The organism is Rhodoferax saidenbachensis (assembly GCF_031457975.1).
Lineage (GTDB): Bacteria > Pseudomonadota > Gammaproteobacteria > Burkholderiales > Burkholderiaceae_C > Allorhodoferax > Allorhodoferax saidenbachensis_A.
Genome location: NZ_JAVDXO010000003.1, coordinates 333924 through 349457, shown reverse-complemented (window position 1 = coordinate 349457; position 15534 = coordinate 333924). Strand labels below are relative to the sequence as shown.

The 15534-nt window shown below is 63.5% G+C and carries 16 protein-coding genes; 6 read left to right on the top strand and 10 right to left on the bottom strand.

The window, feature by feature from the left end:
- Positions 1–5: 5 nt before the first annotated feature.
- Together J2X15_RS09655 and J2X15_RS09650 are read right to left on the bottom strand one after the other, a co-directional pair.
- On the bottom strand, positions 6–881 hold the full coding sequence (locus tag J2X15_RS09655) for an alpha/beta fold hydrolase (RefSeq protein ID WP_310342011.1): 876 nt from the start codon (positions 879–881) through the stop codon (positions 6–8).
- Between the two features lie 10 nt (positions 882–891).
- Positions 892–1785 carry an NAD(P)/FAD-dependent oxidoreductase gene (locus J2X15_RS09650; protein WP_310342008.1) on the bottom strand — a complete coding sequence of 298 codons (894 nt, stop codon included), beginning with the start codon at positions 1783–1785 and terminating at the stop codon, positions 892–894.
- A gap of 195 nt (positions 1786–1980) precedes the next feature.
- On the opposite strand from J2X15_RS09650, the gene J2X15_RS09645 reads away from it, so the two are divergent.
- Complete coding sequence (locus J2X15_RS09645) at positions 1981–2619, top strand: TetR/AcrR family transcriptional regulator (RefSeq protein ID WP_310342007.1); 639 nt, start codon at positions 1981–1983, stop codon at positions 2617–2619.
- A gap of 245 nt (positions 2620–2864) precedes the next feature.
- Here J2X15_RS09645 and J2X15_RS09640 read toward each other — a convergent pair whose 3' ends face one another.
- Positions 2865–4685 (bottom strand): EAL domain-containing protein, encoded by a 1821-nt coding sequence (locus J2X15_RS09640; RefSeq protein ID WP_310342004.1) that lies wholly within the window; start codon positions 4683–4685, stop codon positions 2865–2867.
- A gap of 141 nt (positions 4686–4826) precedes the next feature.
- On the opposite strand from J2X15_RS09640, the gene J2X15_RS09635 reads away from it, so the two are divergent.
- Positions 4827–5348 (top strand): hypothetical protein, encoded by a 522-nt coding sequence (locus J2X15_RS09635; protein WP_310342002.1) that lies wholly within the window; start codon positions 4827–4829, stop codon positions 5346–5348.
- A 12-nt stretch (positions 5349–5360) separates the two neighbouring features.
- On the opposite strand, the gene J2X15_RS09630 is transcribed toward J2X15_RS09635, so the two are convergent.
- The 5 genes from J2X15_RS09630 to J2X15_RS09610 are packed head-to-tail and all read right to left on the bottom strand — an operon-like array spanning position 5361 to position 10741.
- Positions 5361–5822, bottom strand: coding sequence for a SixA phosphatase family protein (locus J2X15_RS09630; protein ID WP_310341999.1), 462 nt, complete (start codon positions 5820–5822; stop codon positions 5361–5363).
- A 17-nt stretch (positions 5823–5839) separates the two neighbouring features.
- A complete protein-coding gene (gene ppk1, locus J2X15_RS09625; protein ID WP_310341996.1) occupies positions 5840–7933 on the bottom strand; it encodes a polyphosphate kinase 1 in 2094 nt (697 codons plus the stop codon).
- A gap of 38 nt (positions 7934–7971) precedes the next feature.
- Positions 7972–9048 (bottom strand): glycosyltransferase family 4 protein, encoded by a 1077-nt coding sequence (locus J2X15_RS09620; RefSeq protein ID WP_310341993.1) that lies wholly within the window; start codon positions 9046–9048, stop codon positions 7972–7974.
- Entirely contained in the window at positions 9045–9914 is an 870-nt protein-coding gene (locus J2X15_RS09615; protein WP_310341990.1) for a UDP-2,3-diacylglucosamine diphosphatase, read from the bottom strand. Before J2X15_RS09615 ends, J2X15_RS09620 begins: the two co-directional genes overlap by 4 nt.
- Positions 9914–10741 (bottom strand): GNAT family N-acetyltransferase, encoded by an 828-nt coding sequence (locus tag J2X15_RS09610; RefSeq protein WP_310341987.1) that lies wholly within the window; start codon positions 10739–10741, stop codon positions 9914–9916. The genes J2X15_RS09615 and J2X15_RS09610 overlap by 1 nt, the downstream gene beginning before the upstream one ends.
- Before the next feature lie 143 nt (positions 10742–10884).
- On the opposite strand from J2X15_RS09610, the gene J2X15_RS09605 reads away from it, so the two are divergent.
- The 4 genes from J2X15_RS09605 to J2X15_RS09590 are packed head-to-tail and all read left to right on the top strand — an operon-like array spanning position 10885 to position 13668.
- On the top strand, positions 10885–11226 hold the full coding sequence (locus tag J2X15_RS09605) for an ArsR/SmtB family transcription factor (protein WP_310341984.1): 342 nt from the start codon (positions 10885–10887) through the stop codon (positions 11224–11226).
- Between the two features lie 5 nt (positions 11227–11231).
- Positions 11232–11921: an MIP/aquaporin family protein gene (locus J2X15_RS09600; protein WP_310341981.1), complete on the top strand. Its 690-nt coding sequence runs from the start codon at positions 11232–11234 to the stop codon at positions 11919–11921.
- A complete protein-coding gene (gene arsC / locus J2X15_RS09595) occupies positions 11918–12337 on the top strand; it encodes an arsenate reductase (glutaredoxin) (RefSeq protein WP_310341977.1) in 420 nt (139 codons plus the stop codon). Before J2X15_RS09600 ends, arsC begins: the two co-directional genes overlap by 4 nt.
- Before the next feature lie 5 nt (positions 12338–12342).
- On the top strand, positions 12343–13668 hold the full coding sequence (locus J2X15_RS09590) for an ATP-grasp domain-containing protein (RefSeq protein ID WP_310341974.1): 1326 nt from the start codon (positions 12343–12345) through the stop codon (positions 13666–13668).
- Here the strand turns inward: J2X15_RS09590 and J2X15_RS09585 are convergent.
- Both J2X15_RS09585 and glmM read right to left on the bottom strand, forming a co-directional pair.
- The gene (locus J2X15_RS09585; RefSeq protein WP_310341972.1) at positions 13665–14171 is read right to left on the bottom strand and encodes a GNAT family N-acetyltransferase; all 507 of its coding nucleotides are present in this window, start codon (positions 14169–14171) and stop codon (positions 13665–13667) included. The two genes, J2X15_RS09590 and J2X15_RS09585, sit on opposite strands and share 4 nt — an antisense overlap.
- 4 nt (positions 14172–14175) lie before the next feature.
- Positions 14176–15507, bottom strand: a complete 1332-nt coding sequence (gene glmM, locus J2X15_RS09580) for a phosphoglucosamine mutase (protein ID WP_310341969.1) — start codon at positions 15505–15507, stop codon at positions 14176–14178.
- Between the last annotated feature and the right edge of the window lie 27 nt (positions 15508–15534).

The window sequence follows — 15534 nt, the reverse complement described above, 5'->3', positions numbered from 1 at the left end:
ACTAGCTACCCTTTTATCGAGGCAGGGGGAAATGACGCTACTCGGCCCCATGCCGCGATCCGTTCCGCGATCGCCTCGGGGGCCTCGATGTGCAGGAAGTGACCGACGTCGGGGACGACCTCCAGCGCGTGTGGGCCGGCGAACCGATGTCGGTCGTCGACCTGCTGGGGGAGGATGCAGCCGTCGTCTGCACCGTGGAGCTGCAGCAGGGGCACCGCGATCGGCTGAGACAGGCGGCGCATCGCCCCAAGCATGCCGGGCCGCAGCAGCCCTCGGTAGTAGCGCAAGGGCGCAGGCATGCTCGCCCGCAGGGTCTCGTGTAGCTCCGCCTGGAGAGCTGGATCGAGCGAGAGGCCGGGCGACCACTGACGCCATAGGTGGTCGATGAGGGCGAGATCTCGGGCGCTGGCGATCCAGCCGCTTCCCGGCAGCTGGAAGAGCCCCATGTACCAGCTCCGGCGTAGCTGAGCGAGGCGCGGCTGGCTCAGAAACGTCAATGGGTGGGGAAATGCCAGCGTGACTGCGCGTTCGATCCGCTCCGGCGCGGTGACGCAGACATCGTATGTGATCGCACCGCCCCAGTCGTGGCCAATCAACTCTACGGCTCGCCCGGGAGACCAGCGGTCGATAAGCGCGAGCACGTCGCCGGTGAGGGCCGCCATGTCGAACGGCCCCGCAGTTGGGGACGGGGCGTAACCGCGAAGCCAGGGGGCGACGACGCGACGTCCACGGCGACCGAGCTCGGCAAGAAAGGGCTTTGCGGTCGGCGGATGGTCCGGGAAGCCGTGCAAGACAAGTGTCGGCCGACCATGGGGATCACCCCCCTGCAGCGCGTGAAAGCTGCCGTGCGGCAGGTCGAAGGTGACGTGTTCGAACTCCATGTGTGTCTTCTCAAACCAGCATCGACTGCTGGGCGAAGATGCCCGCCATCGCGCCCTGCGAGGATGCCTGGGTGACCGAGGGCAAGAAGGGCGTCGTAAGGTCGCCGGCGGCGTAGATGCCGGGCATGCTGGTCTGGCGGCGCTCGTCGACCTTGAGAACGATGCCGGTGGGCGTATCGACCGTGGCCAGGCCCAGTGATGCATGCAGGCTTGCGGACGGTTTGTTGCGCGGATGGGCGAACAGGATGTCGACCGCGATATTGCGGCCGGTATCGAGATTGACGGTGGTGATATGGCCCTTGTGATGGGCGATCTCCACGATCCGTCCATCGACCACAGGGATGTTGCGGCCAGCCAGATCGGCCCGGATATCGGGCGCAACGTCGTGGCCATCGGCGAAGACAGTCAATTTTTCGGTCCAATCGAGGAACAGCCTGGCCTGATTGTGCGATTGCGGGCCGGACCAGACGAGGCCCCAATGCTGGCCGGCAACTTCAAAGCCGTCGCAATAGGGGCAGGGCACGATGGACGTGCCCCAGCTTTCGGCAAAACCCGGAACATCAGGCATCTGGTCGGCAATGCCATAGCTCAGGATCAGGCGGCGCGCCGCGAGGCTTTTGCCATCGGCAGTGAGGACGGAGAAATTGTCGATGGCGCCGGAGACGCTGTCGGCCCGGGCATTGACCAGGTTGACCGTGGAATAACGCGTCAGCTGCTTCCGCGCTTCGGCCAGGATGTCCAGTGGTGGCTTGTGATCGTGGCCGAGCAGGCCGTGCGAGTGGCCAGCGAAGCGATTGCGCGGCAGGCCGGTATCGAGAACAGTGACTTTGCGGCGGGCACGGCCGAGTTGCAGGGCGGCGGCGAGGCCGGCAAAGCTGCCGCCGATGATGATGACGTCATTCATGGTGATGGGCTCCTTGTTGTGGATGAAGGGAGGGGGCTGGGTAATTATTTATTGGACTACAAGTACAGTAATATGCAGCATATATAATAGACTGTCAAGTCCAATTAATATCCACGCATCACCGTCAGTTATTGGACCAAAAGTCCAATAATGTGCGTAACCTATAGTGAACTGCCAAATCCACTAAATCTGCCCATGACCCTTCCCCCAGCTACCGCTTCCAAGCCCCAACGCGGGCGGCCACGCGATCCCGAGCGCGTCCGGCGCATCCTGGAAGCCGCGCAAAGGCACTTCAACGAGCATGGCCTGGAGCGTGCCAGCGTGGATGCCATCGCTGCGGACGCCGGTGTGTCCAAGATGACCGTGTACAACAACTTCGGCTCCAAGGAGGGACTGTTCCAGGCGGTCGTGCGTGATAGGACAGCACCGGTGGTGACTGGAGTTCCGGGCGCAGGGGCGCTGGACCCGGACCAGCCGGAGAAGGCGCTGCTGGCGGTCGGCACCCGGTTTCTTGCGCTGGCGCGCGGGGATGCCCTAGGCGCGATGCGCGCTGTCTACGGCGTCGCGGGAGCGCAGCCGGAAGCCTGCCGTGCGTTCTACCAGGAAGGCCCGGAACGGGCGAACGGCGAGCTTGCTGCATACCTGCGCCGTGCCCACTCGGCGGGTACGCTGAAGGTGCGGAACCCGCTTCAGGCAGCGGACCTGTTCCTGTCGATGTTCCTGGGCTCCGGACACATTCGCGGACTGCTGAAGCTCGAGATGCCGGATTCCCGGGAAGACAAGGCTCTTCTGCGGGAGGCCGTGCGGGTTTTCATGGCGGCCTACGGCGCGTAGGCTCCACAATGCGGCCTGAGGTCGCGAGCCAACGTGGACGCCATCGCGGCGGAAGCCGGCGTCTCGAATATGGCAGCACGAAGGCAAGGCCCTACTGCGCGAGGCCGTGCGCGCGTTCATGACCCGCTACGAGGCGGCGGGCTGAAGCAGACATTGGGCAGCGACGGCACCTGGCCCATAGTGTCAATTCACACTCATTTTCTGGCATCGCCCGGCGACAGCTCGGCCAAACCAAAACTTGTAATTCAGCGGAGTAGTGGTTCACCAGACACGTGGCGTTCCCACAAACCCACACCGGCCTGTTTGGCATCGTGCTTGGCCAGGGCCGCCAGGTTGGCCACATCCTCGGCGCGGGTATATCGGCTGCCGTCGATCGCCACCGCGCCTATCGACAGCGTGGTGCAAGGGAAGAAACGCATCACGCCGTGGCGGTCTTCGGCCTGAATGCCGCCCTGCGCCCGGGCTTGCTCGTCAAACATGGCCTGCGCGCGCTCGGCAAACTCCTGCACCAGGCGCTCGCAGCGCTGTTGCCAGTCCGGGCTCTGGAACAGCAGGATGAAATCATCACCGCCCACGTGGCCCAGAAAGTCGCGCTGGGGGTCGCACTGCTCCATGGCAATGCGTGCCAGCAGGCGAATCATCTCGTCACCGCGCCAGTAGCCGTAGTAGTCGTTGAAGGGTTTGAAGTTGTTCAGGTCTGCATAGCAGGCGACAAAGTGCACTTCTTTTTTTAGCAGCCGCTCGATGTGCTGGCTGATGGGGATGTTGCCGGGCAAAAAGGTCAGCGGATTGGCATGGCGGGCTGCTTCGATGCGGGTCTCGGTCACCGAACGCACCAGTTGGTCGCCCGTGCCCAAGCCCACATAACGGCCGTTCTCGATGGCGATAAAACCGTCAGACAAATAGCGCTGATCTTGCGAAGTCAATATGCCCACCAATTCGTCCACACAGTGCTCACGCTCGATCAGGCGCGGTTCGCGGTTGGCATGCACGGCGCAGGACTTGCGGCCCCAGACCTCGCGGTAATAGAGCTTGGTGTATTCGTTCATGAACTGCGCGCGGTTGATGATGCCTATCGGGCTGTCACCATCCAACAGTGCCACGGCATGCAGCGTGGGATGCTCCAGAAACAGTTCGGCCAGCGCGTCGTTGTTGGTTACAGGCGTCACGGTGGGCGCGCGCATGAGCGACAGGCTACGCAAATGCCCGCCCTGCGACGCCCGACTGAGCTCGGGGAATACCGCCACCTGGCGCTCATTGAGCACACGTTGCGGGTCTACCCCCAGGTACTTCAGCGGAGTGCGGTCCGGGTGGCCCAGAAAGTAGCCCTGGCCGTACTCCAGCCCCAGGTCGCGCAGCACGCGCAGGTCTTCGGCGGTCTCTATACCCTCGGCCACCAGGGAGCTGCCAAAGATGGTGGCAATCTGCTGCAGCGCCTGGATGGTCTTGAGCTTGTCGCCATGCTCGCTGATGTTGCGCGTGAAGTACTTGTCGATCTTCACCACCTCGGGTTTGAGTTGGGACCAGAGGCGCAGGCTAGAGCGGCCATCCCCAAAATCGTCCAGTGCCAGCGACACACCCGCAGAGCGGATATCGTTCACCACCTCGGCCAGGCGGTCCATATTGTCCACACGCTCGTGCTCCGTGATCTCCAGCACCAGCATGCGCGGCACCACGCGCATCTCCTGGATCCAGCGCAGCAGCCCGTCGCGCCCCTGAAGCTCAACAATGCGGGTCAGCGCATTGGCGCTGATGTTCACAAACAACCGCCCCACCCCGCGCATCTGGCCCCAGTTGCGCAGCGCGGCCATGACACAGGCGCACTCAAATTCGTAGCCCAGGTTCTCCAGCGCAGCAGCCCGCAGCAGGTTGTCGGGGGTATGCAAAGGCGTGCCCGCAGGGCCGCGGATCAAGGCCTCATGCGCGTAGATGGACGCATCTGCCAGATTCACAATGGGCTGGAACACGGGATACAAAGTCCCCTCTCTCAGCACTTTTTCCAGCGGGCCAGATTCGCCCTTCACCACGGAGCGGGCGGCCACCAAACGCAAGGTTGATGTTGGCATGGCATGGGTTCCAAAACGACTAGAGGGGCAGTCTAGGGAGTCGACGTGACAACTCCGTGACAAAACTGTGTCATGCGATTTTGTGAAAAATTACAAACGATATAAACTGTATATACCGTTTATTTTTTCAAAGGAAACCACGTGACGACTGCAGACAATGCCACCGGCGCAGAGACCCAAGCCCCCGCAAAAACAAGTGCCAAAGCTCCAGCCAAGACAGTGGCAAAAACCACTACCAAAGCACCCGCCAAGGCCGTGACCAAGCCCGCTGCAAAAACCCCGGCAAAAGCGAAAGCCGTTGCGGCCAAAAAGTCTGTTGCCGCCGTGCAAAAGCCTGCGCCCAAGGCCGCCGCTGCAAAACCCGCCAAGCCCGTGAAAGTCGTTGCCAAGAAGCCGGTGGCTAAACCGGTGGCAGCTCCCGTGGCAAAGGTGAAGAAGCCCAAGATGGTTCGTGACAGCATCACCATTCCCAAGCCCGAATACGACGTGCTGACCGTGCTGAAGCTGCGCGCTGCCAAGCAAGGCACACCCGCCAAAAAGACCGAGCTGATTCGCGCTGGCATCAAAGTACTGGCGGCGTTGTCAGACACCGCGTTCAAGGCCGCGCTGCAAGCCGTGCCCAGCCTGAAGACCGGCCGCCCTGCCAAGGCAAAGAAGGCCTGAGACAGATCTGGCCTAGAGCACCTCGGGGGATTGCACCGTGACCACCATGGTCTGGGCAATGCCCTCGCGTTCGCGGTAGCGCAGCCACCAGATAGCGCCTTTTTTTACGGCGCAGTCCGCCTCGGCCAACCCCAGCAGGCGCGCAATGGTGTTACCCAGGGTGGGCTGGTGGCCCACTACCAGCACACAGCCCTTGGCATGTGGCCAGTGCACCAGGTCCAGTAAATCATCGACGGTGGACAGCGGCGCCAACGCCGCATGGGTCTTGAACTTGCGGCCCAGTGCCTGGGCCGTCTGCTCGGTGCGCAAGGCCGGGCTCGCCCATATCTTGGCACCGTCCGGCAACTGGCGGTCCAGCCAACCCGCCATGCGGGTCGCCTGCTTCTCGCCTTTGGCGGTGAGGGTGCGCACCATGTCGTCCCCCACCAGCTCCAGATCAATGGCCTCTGCGTGCCGCCACAAAATCAGATCCATCGCAGTCACTCCCTTTTTTATCCTTTGTCATTGCGCGCGTAGCGGCCCATCAGCGCCGCTTGTGCACCGTGGGCTGGCACATCGGCGCATGCCTCTTGCCGGCGGTACACCCCGTCGCCCCCCAGGTCCCAGGCATCCACGCCATCATGCAGATAGGCCACCAGGCACTCATCCACAATGCGCTGGCGCTGCACAGGGTCCGTCACCGGCCAGGCCAGCTCTACCCGCCGCACCATGTTGCGGTTCATCCAGTCGGCGCTGGACAGGTAGAGGTCTTCCACCTCGCCCTGACGGAAATAAAACACGCGTGAGTGCTCCAAAAAACGCCCGATCACGGAGCGCACGCGGATGTTGTCGGTGTAGCCCGGCACCTGGGCCGGCAGCATGCAGGCGCCGCGCACGATCAAATCAATCTTCACGCCCCGACTGCCCGCGGTCATCAGGCTGCGGATCAGCGCCTCATCGGTCAGCGAATTCATCTTCACCACGATGCGCGTCTCCACGCCGCGCGCCGCGACTTCACCCAGAGCGTCAATCTTGGCAATCAGTTTGCGGTGCAAATAAAACGGCGCCAGCCACAGCTTGGACAAGCGCGGCAGCTTACTCTGACTGGCCAAGTGCACAAACACATGCTCCATGTCCGTGGTGAGCGCCACGTCCGCCGTGAGGTGGCTCACGTCGGTATACAGCTTGGCGGTGCGCGGGTTGTAGTTGCCGGTAGACAGGTGTCCATAGCGCTTGAGCGACTTGCCCTCGCGCCGTGTGATCAGCATCATCTTGGCGTGGGTCTTGAGACCCACCACGCCGTACACCACCTGGGCACCGATGGACTCGAGCATCTCGGCCCAGTTGATATTGGCCTCTTCGTCGAAGCGGGCCTTCAGCTCCACTACCACGGTCACTTCCTTGCCGCGACGCACCGCTTCACGCAGCAAGTCCATCAATTCGGAGTCCGCCCCCGTGCGATAAATGGTCTGCTTGATGGCCAGCACCTGTGGGTCGTTCACGGCTTCGCGCAAGAACGTCAACACGCCGTCAAAGCTCTCGAACGGCTGGTGAATCAGGATATCGCGCTGCTTGAGCTGGTCAAAGATGGAATGGCTCGATTGGATCTGCACCGGGTAGGCCGCGCGGTACGGCGCAAAGCACAGGTCAGGGCGGTTCGCCAGGTCGATCAGCTGCGTCAGACGCACCAGGTTCACCGGACCGTGCACGCGGTACAGCGCCTTGGCGGGCAGCGCAAACTGCTTGAGCAAAAAGTCCGCCAGGTGTTCGGAGCAACCGGCTGACACCTCCAGCCGCACGGCCTGGCCGTAGTGGCGGTGCACCAGGCCCTGGCGCAAGGCAGTACGCAGGTTTTGCACATCGTCTTCGTCCACCGCCAGGTCAGAGTGACGCGTCACGCGGAACTGCGAAAACTGACCCACCACGCGCCCAGGGAACAACTCGTCTAGGTGCGCCCGAATGACGCTGGACAGCGACACGAACCAGGCCTTGTTGCCCACCAGCTTCTCGGGCATGCGGATCAGGCGCGGCAGCACGCGCGGCACTTTCACGATCGCGATTTCGTTCTCACGCCCAAAGGCATCCTTGCCACTCAGCCGCACGATGAAGTTCAGCGATTTGTTGGCCACCTGGGGAAACGGGTGCGAGGGGTCCAGCCCCACGGGGATCAGCAGTGGGCGTACCTCGCGCTCGAAGTACTGCTTCACCCAGGCGCGCTGCGCTGCATTGCGCTCGCCATGCGAGAGGATGCGCAAACCCTGCGCCTCCAGCCCCGGCATCAGTTTTTCGTTGTACAGCGCGTACTGGCGCGCCACCAGTTGGTGCAGGGCATCGGCCAACCGGTCGAAGGTATCAACCGAGTACTGTCCTTTGCGATCATTGGCCTGGAAGGCGCTCAGGTGGGGCTCAGCCCGCACCTCAAAAAATTCATCCAGATTGCTGGAGACGATGCAGAGATAGCGCAGCCGCTCCAACAATGGCACATCGTCACGCACCGCCCAGTCCAGCACCCGCTCGTTGAACGCCAGGATGCTGTGGTCACGGTCCAGCAGTGCGGGGGGCGCGGATTGCACCAGCGCGAGAGGCTTGCGGGGGAAAGACTGCATGAACGGCATCCATTTGTGACACAACGGTGAACGATTGTTTACGCCCTAGATGACAGTTGTGTGACATCTTGCGCCACGGGCTGGGGCAGCGTCCGTGCGGTGTGCGTGGGCACCAAATGACCCGCAAACAACAGTGAAGCATAGGCCCAGCTGAAGTGCAGCGCCCGCGTGCGCGCCTCATGGCGCGGCACGGCCAGCGCGGCGTACCAGGCCGCGGTCAGGTCATCGTCCAGCACCCCGCCCTGCGCGGGTGTACCCACCACCTCGTTGGGCCCCTCCACCGGGTAGGCCGCCACCGGCGTGCCGCAGGCCATGGCCTCCAGCATCACCAGGCCAAAGGTTTCCGAGCGGCTAGGCATGACAAACACATCAGCCGCAGCATAGACCTTGGCCAGCTCGTCACGCGGCAGTACGCCCAGCCAGCGCACATGGGGGTAGCGCTCGCGCAGGCTGGCTTCCAGCGGGCCTACGCCGCACACCACCTTGGTGCCGGGAACGTCCATATCCAAAAAGGCTGCGATGTTTTTTTCGTACGACACCCGGCCCACAAACAGCGACACGGGGCGCGCCAGCACACCGAGTGCGGGGTACACCTTGGGCACCTCCTGGTACTGGAACAACTGCATGTCCACGCCATGCGTCCAGCTGCGCAGGTTGCGAAAGCCCTTGGCATCCAGCATGCGCAGCACGCTGGGCGTTGGCACCATCACGCCCGATGAAGGCTTGTGGAAATGGCGGAACAGCGCATAGCCCATCCACAGCGGAATCTTGAGCGCTGCCTGCAATATCTCGGGGAACCGCGTGTGGTACGCGGTGGTGAAGGCCAGCTTGTGCTTGCGGCAGTAGCTGCGTGCGGCCCAGCCCAGCGGCCCCTCGGTGGCCAGGTGGATGGCGTCGGGCGCGCAGGCATCCAGCATCTGCGCCAGGGCCTTGGCGGGGCGCACGGCCAGGTCTATACCCGCGTAGCCCGGGCATGGGCGTGTGGGGAACAGGCCGGGGTGGATCACCTCCACCACATGGCCCAGGCCTTCGAGTTCGCGCACCAGTTCCACCAGAGTGGTGACCACCCCGTTGACCTGGGGTTGCCATGCGTCGGTAATCAGGGCGAGCTTCATGCGTGGGTTTCCTGCAGTGCGGGGGTGGCCACCGCGGTGGCCGGTGGGGTGGGCGATCCTGCCCAGTAAATGAGTTCGAGCTGACCGTCCAGGTGCTCCACCAGCGCGGTGCGGCTTTCCACCCAGTCGCCATCGTTGCAGTACAGCGTGCCGTCGATAGTGCGCATTTCGGCATGGTGGATGTGGCCGCAGACCACGCCATCGTGTCCGCGGCGGCGTGCCTCGTGGGCCACGGCTCTCTCAAAGTCGGTCACATAATTCAGCGCCTTCTTGACCTTCTGCTTGAGGTAGGCCGAGAGCGACCAGTACGGCAGGCCAATGCGCGCGCGCAGGGTGTTGAGGTAGCGGTTGAGCTTGAGCGTGAACTCGTAGGCGTTGTCACCCAGGTAGGCCAGCCACTTGGCGCACTGGATCACGCCGTCGAAGTAGTCGCCGTGTGTGACCCACAGCGTGCGGCCATCGGCGGTGGTGTGCACCGTGTCTTCGTACACCTCGATGCCGCCGAACTGGTGGCCTACAAAAGCACGGGCAAACTCGTCGTGGTTGCCGGGGATGAAGACCACGCGGCAGCCCTTGCGTGCGCGGCGCAGCAGTTTTTGCACCACATCGTTGTGCGCCTGCGGCCAAAACCAGCGGCGGCGCAGCTGCCAGCCGTCCACAATGTCGCCCACCAGGTACAGGTGATCGCTGGGGTGGTGCTTCAGAAAGTCCAGCAGAGGCTTGGCCTGGCAACCGGCGGTGCCCAGGTGGATGTCGGACACAAACACCGCGCGGTAGCGGCGCTGGCCCACCTCGTCGTCATCGGCTTCGGCGCCTGGCGCCAAACCCTGCCAGTTGGCTCCCAGAGCGTCGAAGGCGGTGCGCATCAGGCCCCCAGAAAGTGCTTGCGGTAGCGGGAGGGCAAATCGGCGATGCGCATGAGCATCGGCAAATCCGCCGAATTGAAGTCCGGGTCCCAGGCTGGCGCGCCCAGCACCTTGGCCCCCAGGCGCAGGTAGCCCTTGATAAGTGCAGGCGGCTCCACGTCCAGCGTGCTGTCCAGCTGATCGATGGGCAGCGGCAGACGGGGCCGCACGTGGTATTCGATGGGGGCCAGGTGCGTGGCTTCCACCTGGCGCCAGATGCTGGCCGCCACGTCGCCGCCGACCACGCCGTTGTGCAGCATGGGAATGCTGGCGCAGCCAATCATGGTGTCGAGCTGGTTGCGCACCATGAATTCGGCCAGCGCGCCCCACAGCGCCATGATGACGCCGCCGTGGCGGTGGTCGGGGTGCACACAGCTGCGGCCCAGTTCCACCATGCGCTCGCGCAGGCTGCGCAGGCGGGTCAGGTCGAATTCGGTATCGCTGTAGAAGCTGCCCACGCGCTTGGCCTGGGTGGGCGTGAGCACGCGGTAGGTGCCGACCACCTGGCCGCTGGCCTGGTCGCGCACGATCAAGTGCTCGCAGTAGTTGTCAAACAGGTCCACATCGTGGCCGGCAATCGGGGTATTCAGGCGGGCGCCCAATTCGCCGGCAAACACATCAAAGCGTAAGCGCTGGGCGGCGCGCACTTCGTCCTGGTGCTTGGCCCAGAACACTTCGATGCCACCGCGCGCGGGCGCGGTCTGCAAAGGGCTTGTCGTTTGCACCGCGAGGGGGTGCAGCGTGGGTGTGGCCAGTGTTGGCACGGCGATGGCGGATGTTGTTGGCATTCTTGTCCCCTTCCTTGAGCGTGATTGCACTGACCGGGAAGTGTGAAGAGCGTCTGTGACCCACACATGGCAGTTGCATGAAGCTTTTATGACGTAACACTTGGTTGTGCAGATTGATTCAATATTTCAAGTATTATTGAAACATGAACACCATCGCCTTTGATGAACCCCAAGCCCTCAAGGCCCTGACCGCCCTGGCCCAGGCCCAGCGCCTGCGTGCCTTCAAGGCCCTGGTGGTGGCAGGCCCCGAAGGCCTGACCCCCGGCACCCTGGCCCAGCAGCTGGAGAGCGCCCCCAGCGCCCTGTCCTTCCACCTCAAGGAGCTGGCCCATTCCGGCCTGGTGGACATTGAGCAACGTGGGCGCAATCTCATCTACCGCGCCAACTTTGCACAGATGAACGGCCTGCTGGCCTATATGACCATGCACTGCTGCCAAGGCGAGAGCTGCGAGCTAACCGACGCCACGACAGGCACATGCTGCTGAGCACCATGACCACTTCCGTATCTACCCCACCCCTTCGCCAGCGGTTGCTCGCAGAGTTCATAGGCACCGCCGCCCTGCTCTGCGCCATCATTGGCTCCGGCGTCATGGCCCAGCGCATCAGCGGTGGCAACGACGGCGTGGCGCTGCTGGCCAACACCCTAGCCACGGTGTTTGCGCTGTACGTGTTGATTGAAACCCTTGGCCCGGTCAGCGGCGCGCACTTCAACCCGCTGGTCACGCTGCTTATGTGGTCAAAACGGCAGCTAGCCCCCGAGAACACTGCGCAAGCAGCTATTCTTTTAATAGCATCCCAGTTGCTCGGCGCCATCGCCGGCGCGGCCTTGGCCAATGCCATGTTCGAGCTCCCGGCCCTGCACCTGAGCCAACACCTGCGCGGCGGCAGCGGTCAGTGGCTGGCCGAAGCGGTGGCCACCGCCGGGCTGGTCTTCACCATCCTGCGTGCGCCGCCCGGCAAGGCCCCTGCGCTGGTGGCGTGCTACATCGGCGCGGCCTACTGGTTCACAGCCAGCACCTCGTTCGCCAACCCCGCCGCCGTGCTGGGCCGCATGTTCAGCGACACCTTTGCCGGCATTGCGCCGGCCAGCGCACTCGGCTTCGTGTTGGCGCAATGCGTGGGGGCCATGCTCGGCGCGGGCCTGGCCCACACCCTCTCTCCCCAGAAAGTACCTGTATGACCATCACCATCTTGCACAACCCCGCCTGCGGCACCTCGCGCAACACCCTGGCCCTGATCCGCAACAGCGGCGCGGAGCCCGAAGTGATCGAGTACCTGAAAACGCCGCCCACCAAGGCGCGCCTGCAGCAACTGCTGACCGCCATGGGTGCCGGCCCGCGCGAACTGCTGCGTGAAAAAGGGACGCCCTATGCCGAGCTGGACCTGGCCAATACGAAATGGACCGACGACGAGTTGCTGGACTTCATGCTGGCCCACCCCATCCTCATCAACCGCCCGATTGTGGAAACCCCGCTGGGCACGCGCCTGTGCCGCCCCTCCGAGTTGGTGCTGGACATCCTGCCCCATGCCCAGCAAGGCGCGTTCAGCAAGGAGGATGGCGAGGTGGTCATCAACGCGCAGGGACAGCGGGTCTGAACCCCATGCTGCTTACCGAGCCCTCCCTCACTACGCTGGCCGATGCACTGAACCACAGTTGCCGCTGCCAGACGCTGGATACAGCGCAACTGCAGCGGGAACTGGGCCGGAATGCGGGCCTGCGCGATGTGGCGGGCACGCTGGCACGCACCCATCCACACCTGTTCTCCAATACAGCGGTATTTGCATCGCAAGCCACGGTGCAGGCGGTCCAGAACGCCGTGGCAGCCTTGGAACGCACCCTCTCCCTGCCGGCCTGGACCCAGCAGGTACTGCCCATCGCCAACCCGATTGCACAAGCAGACCATGGTCCATTGGGCGTCTTCATGGGTTACGACTTTCACATCACACCCCAAGGCCCCCAGCTCATCGAGATCAACACCAATGCGGGTGGCGCCATGCTCAACGCGGTGCTGCTGCGCGCACAGGCCGTGTGCTGCGGGTTGATGAACCCGGCGCTGAACGCCTACCGCAACATGGCCACACTGGAGGACGAGTTTGTGGCCATGTTCCACGCCGAATGGGACTTGTTCAACCGTGCGCGCGGGCAGGCACCTCGCCCGTTGCGCAGCATTGCCATCGTGGACGAAGCGCCACAGAGCCAATACCTCGCGCCCGAGTTCGCACTGTTTGCCGAGCTGTTCCAGCGCCATGGCATACAGGCCGTAGTGACAGACCCGAGCCACCTGCAACTGCGCGACGGTGTGCTCTACAGCGGCGCACTGGCGTTGGACATGGTCTACAACCGCCTGACCGACTTTGACCTGTCGGACCCAGCCCATGCCGCGCTGGCACAGGCCTACACCGAAGATGTGGTGGCGGTGACTCCGCATCCACGTGCCCACGCGCTGCGTGCCAACAAACAGCATCTGGTCACGTTGGGTCAAGCCGCAGCACTACAGGCTTTGGGCGTACCACTCGCCGACCAGCAAACCTTGTTAGCCACCGTCCCCGCCTGTGAACGGGTGCACGCTGACAACGCCCCTGCCCTGTGGGAACAACGTAAACACCTGTTCTTCAAACCCCTGGATGGCTTTGGCGCCCGTGCGGTCTACCGCGGTGACAAGCTCACCAAGAAAGTTTGGGAGCAGATCCAGCAAGGCGACTACATCGCCCAGGCGCTGGTGCCGCCACCGCTGCGCGCCATGCAGGTGGGCGATGCGGCCACAGAGCTGAAGTTTGACCTGCGCGCCTACACCTATGCCGGACGCGTGCAACTGCTAGCCGCACGCACCTACAGCGGACAGACCACCAACTTCCGCACCGAGGGTGGTGGCTTCGCCCCGGTAATGTGGGTACCGGATCTGCCCGACCAGGCTTGCGGCTGCTAGGCCAGCCACTTCTGCATAAATCCAGCCTGCCCCATGGCGGGGTCCAGCTCGTAATAGGCAAAGCCCACACGCTGGTACAGCTTGACCGCGCCGCCGTTGCCAGACAGTACTTCCAGCGTCAGCTTGCAGGCACCGCGCTCCACGGCTATCTGCTCCACCAGCGCCAGCATCTTCTCGCCAATGCGCTGGCCGCGGTAACCGGGCAGCACCGCCACGTCGTGCACATTCACCAGCGGTTTGCAGGCAAAGGTGGAAAAGCCTTCGATGCAGTTGATCAGGCCTACGGGCGTGGCATCGTCCTCGGACGCGAACGCGAACGCCAGCACGCTGAAGGCCTGGGGGCGCGCAGCCAGCGAAGGCACCAGGGTCGCCTTGGCAAAATCACTCAGGCCCTCGCCACCGCCCATGGGGTCGCTGGCATAGGCGTCCAGCAGCATGACCAGCGCCGCGGCATGCACGGGGTTGGCGTAGTCAGCACGAACCACGCGGATCGTATTCGTCATGAGGTCAGACCTTCAGGGTATCGGCGATGCGCTGGGCGCAACTTTGAGCTTGCGCAGCATCGCGCGCCTCCACCATCACACGCACCAGAGGTTCGGTGCCACTGGCACGGATCAAGACACGGCCGGTGTCGCCCAGTGCGGCTTCGGCCGCCTTGGTTTCCTCCGCCATACGGGTGTTGTTCTTCCAGTCTTGGCCCGGGGCCAGGCGCACATTAATCAAGGTTTGCGGGAACAGTGTCACGTCGGCCAGCAGCTGCGCCATGGTCTTGCCACTGCGCACGCAGGCCTGCAGCACCTGCAGGGCCGAGACCAAGCCATCGCCCGTGGTGTGTTTGTCCAACGCCAGCAAGTGGCCCGAGCCTTCGCCGCCCAGAATCCACTTGTGCTTCTCCAGCTCTTCGAGCACGTAGCGGTCGCCCACCTTGGCGCGGACAAACTGCACGCCGCGTTTTTTCAGCGCCACTTCCACGGCCATGTTCGTCATCAGCGTGCCGACCACGCCGGGCACGTGCTCGTCACGGCCCAGGCGGTCGTCGGCCATGAGGTACAGCAGCTCATCGCCGTTGTAGAGGCGACCGTCCGCATCCACCAATTGCAAGCGGTCGGCATCACCGTCTAGCGCAATGCCAAAGTCGGCCTTGTGATCCTTCACGGCCTGCACCAAGGCCTCGGGGTGGGTGGCGCCCACACCCTTGTTGATGTTGAGACCATCGGGCGAGCAGCCAATGGCGAAGACCTCGGCACCCAACTCGTGGAACACCTTGGGCGCGATGTGGTACGCCGCACCATGGGCCGCGTCCACCACGATCTTCAGGCCTTTGAGGGTCAGGTCATTGGCAAAGGTGCTTTTGCAAAACTCGATGTAGCGGCCCGCTGCATCGTCCAGGCGGCGGCTTTTGCCCAGGCTGGCAGAGTCCACCCACACCGGTGGTTTCTCCAGCTCGGCTTCCACGGACAGCTCCCAGGCATCGGGCAGCTTGCTGCCTTTGGCGCTGAAGAACTTGATGCCGTTGTCAGCAAATGGGTTGTGGCTGGCGCTGATGACCACGCCCAGTGAAGCACGCTGTGCGCGGGTCAGGTAGGCCACGCCCGGCGTGGGCAGCGGCCCCAGCAGCACTACATCCACCCCTGCAGAGTTGAAACCGCTCTCCAGCGCGCTCTCCAGCATGTAACCCGAAATACGCGTGTCCTTGCCGATGAGCACCGTGGGGCGCGCCTCGGTCTCCTTGAGCACATGGCCCACGGCGTGCGCCAGACGCAGCACAAAGTCGGGGGTGATAGGGGCTTGCCCCACGGTACCGCGAATGCCGTCGGTGCCGAAATACTGTCGTCCCATTTGAATTCCTGTTGTGTTGTTGTTTTG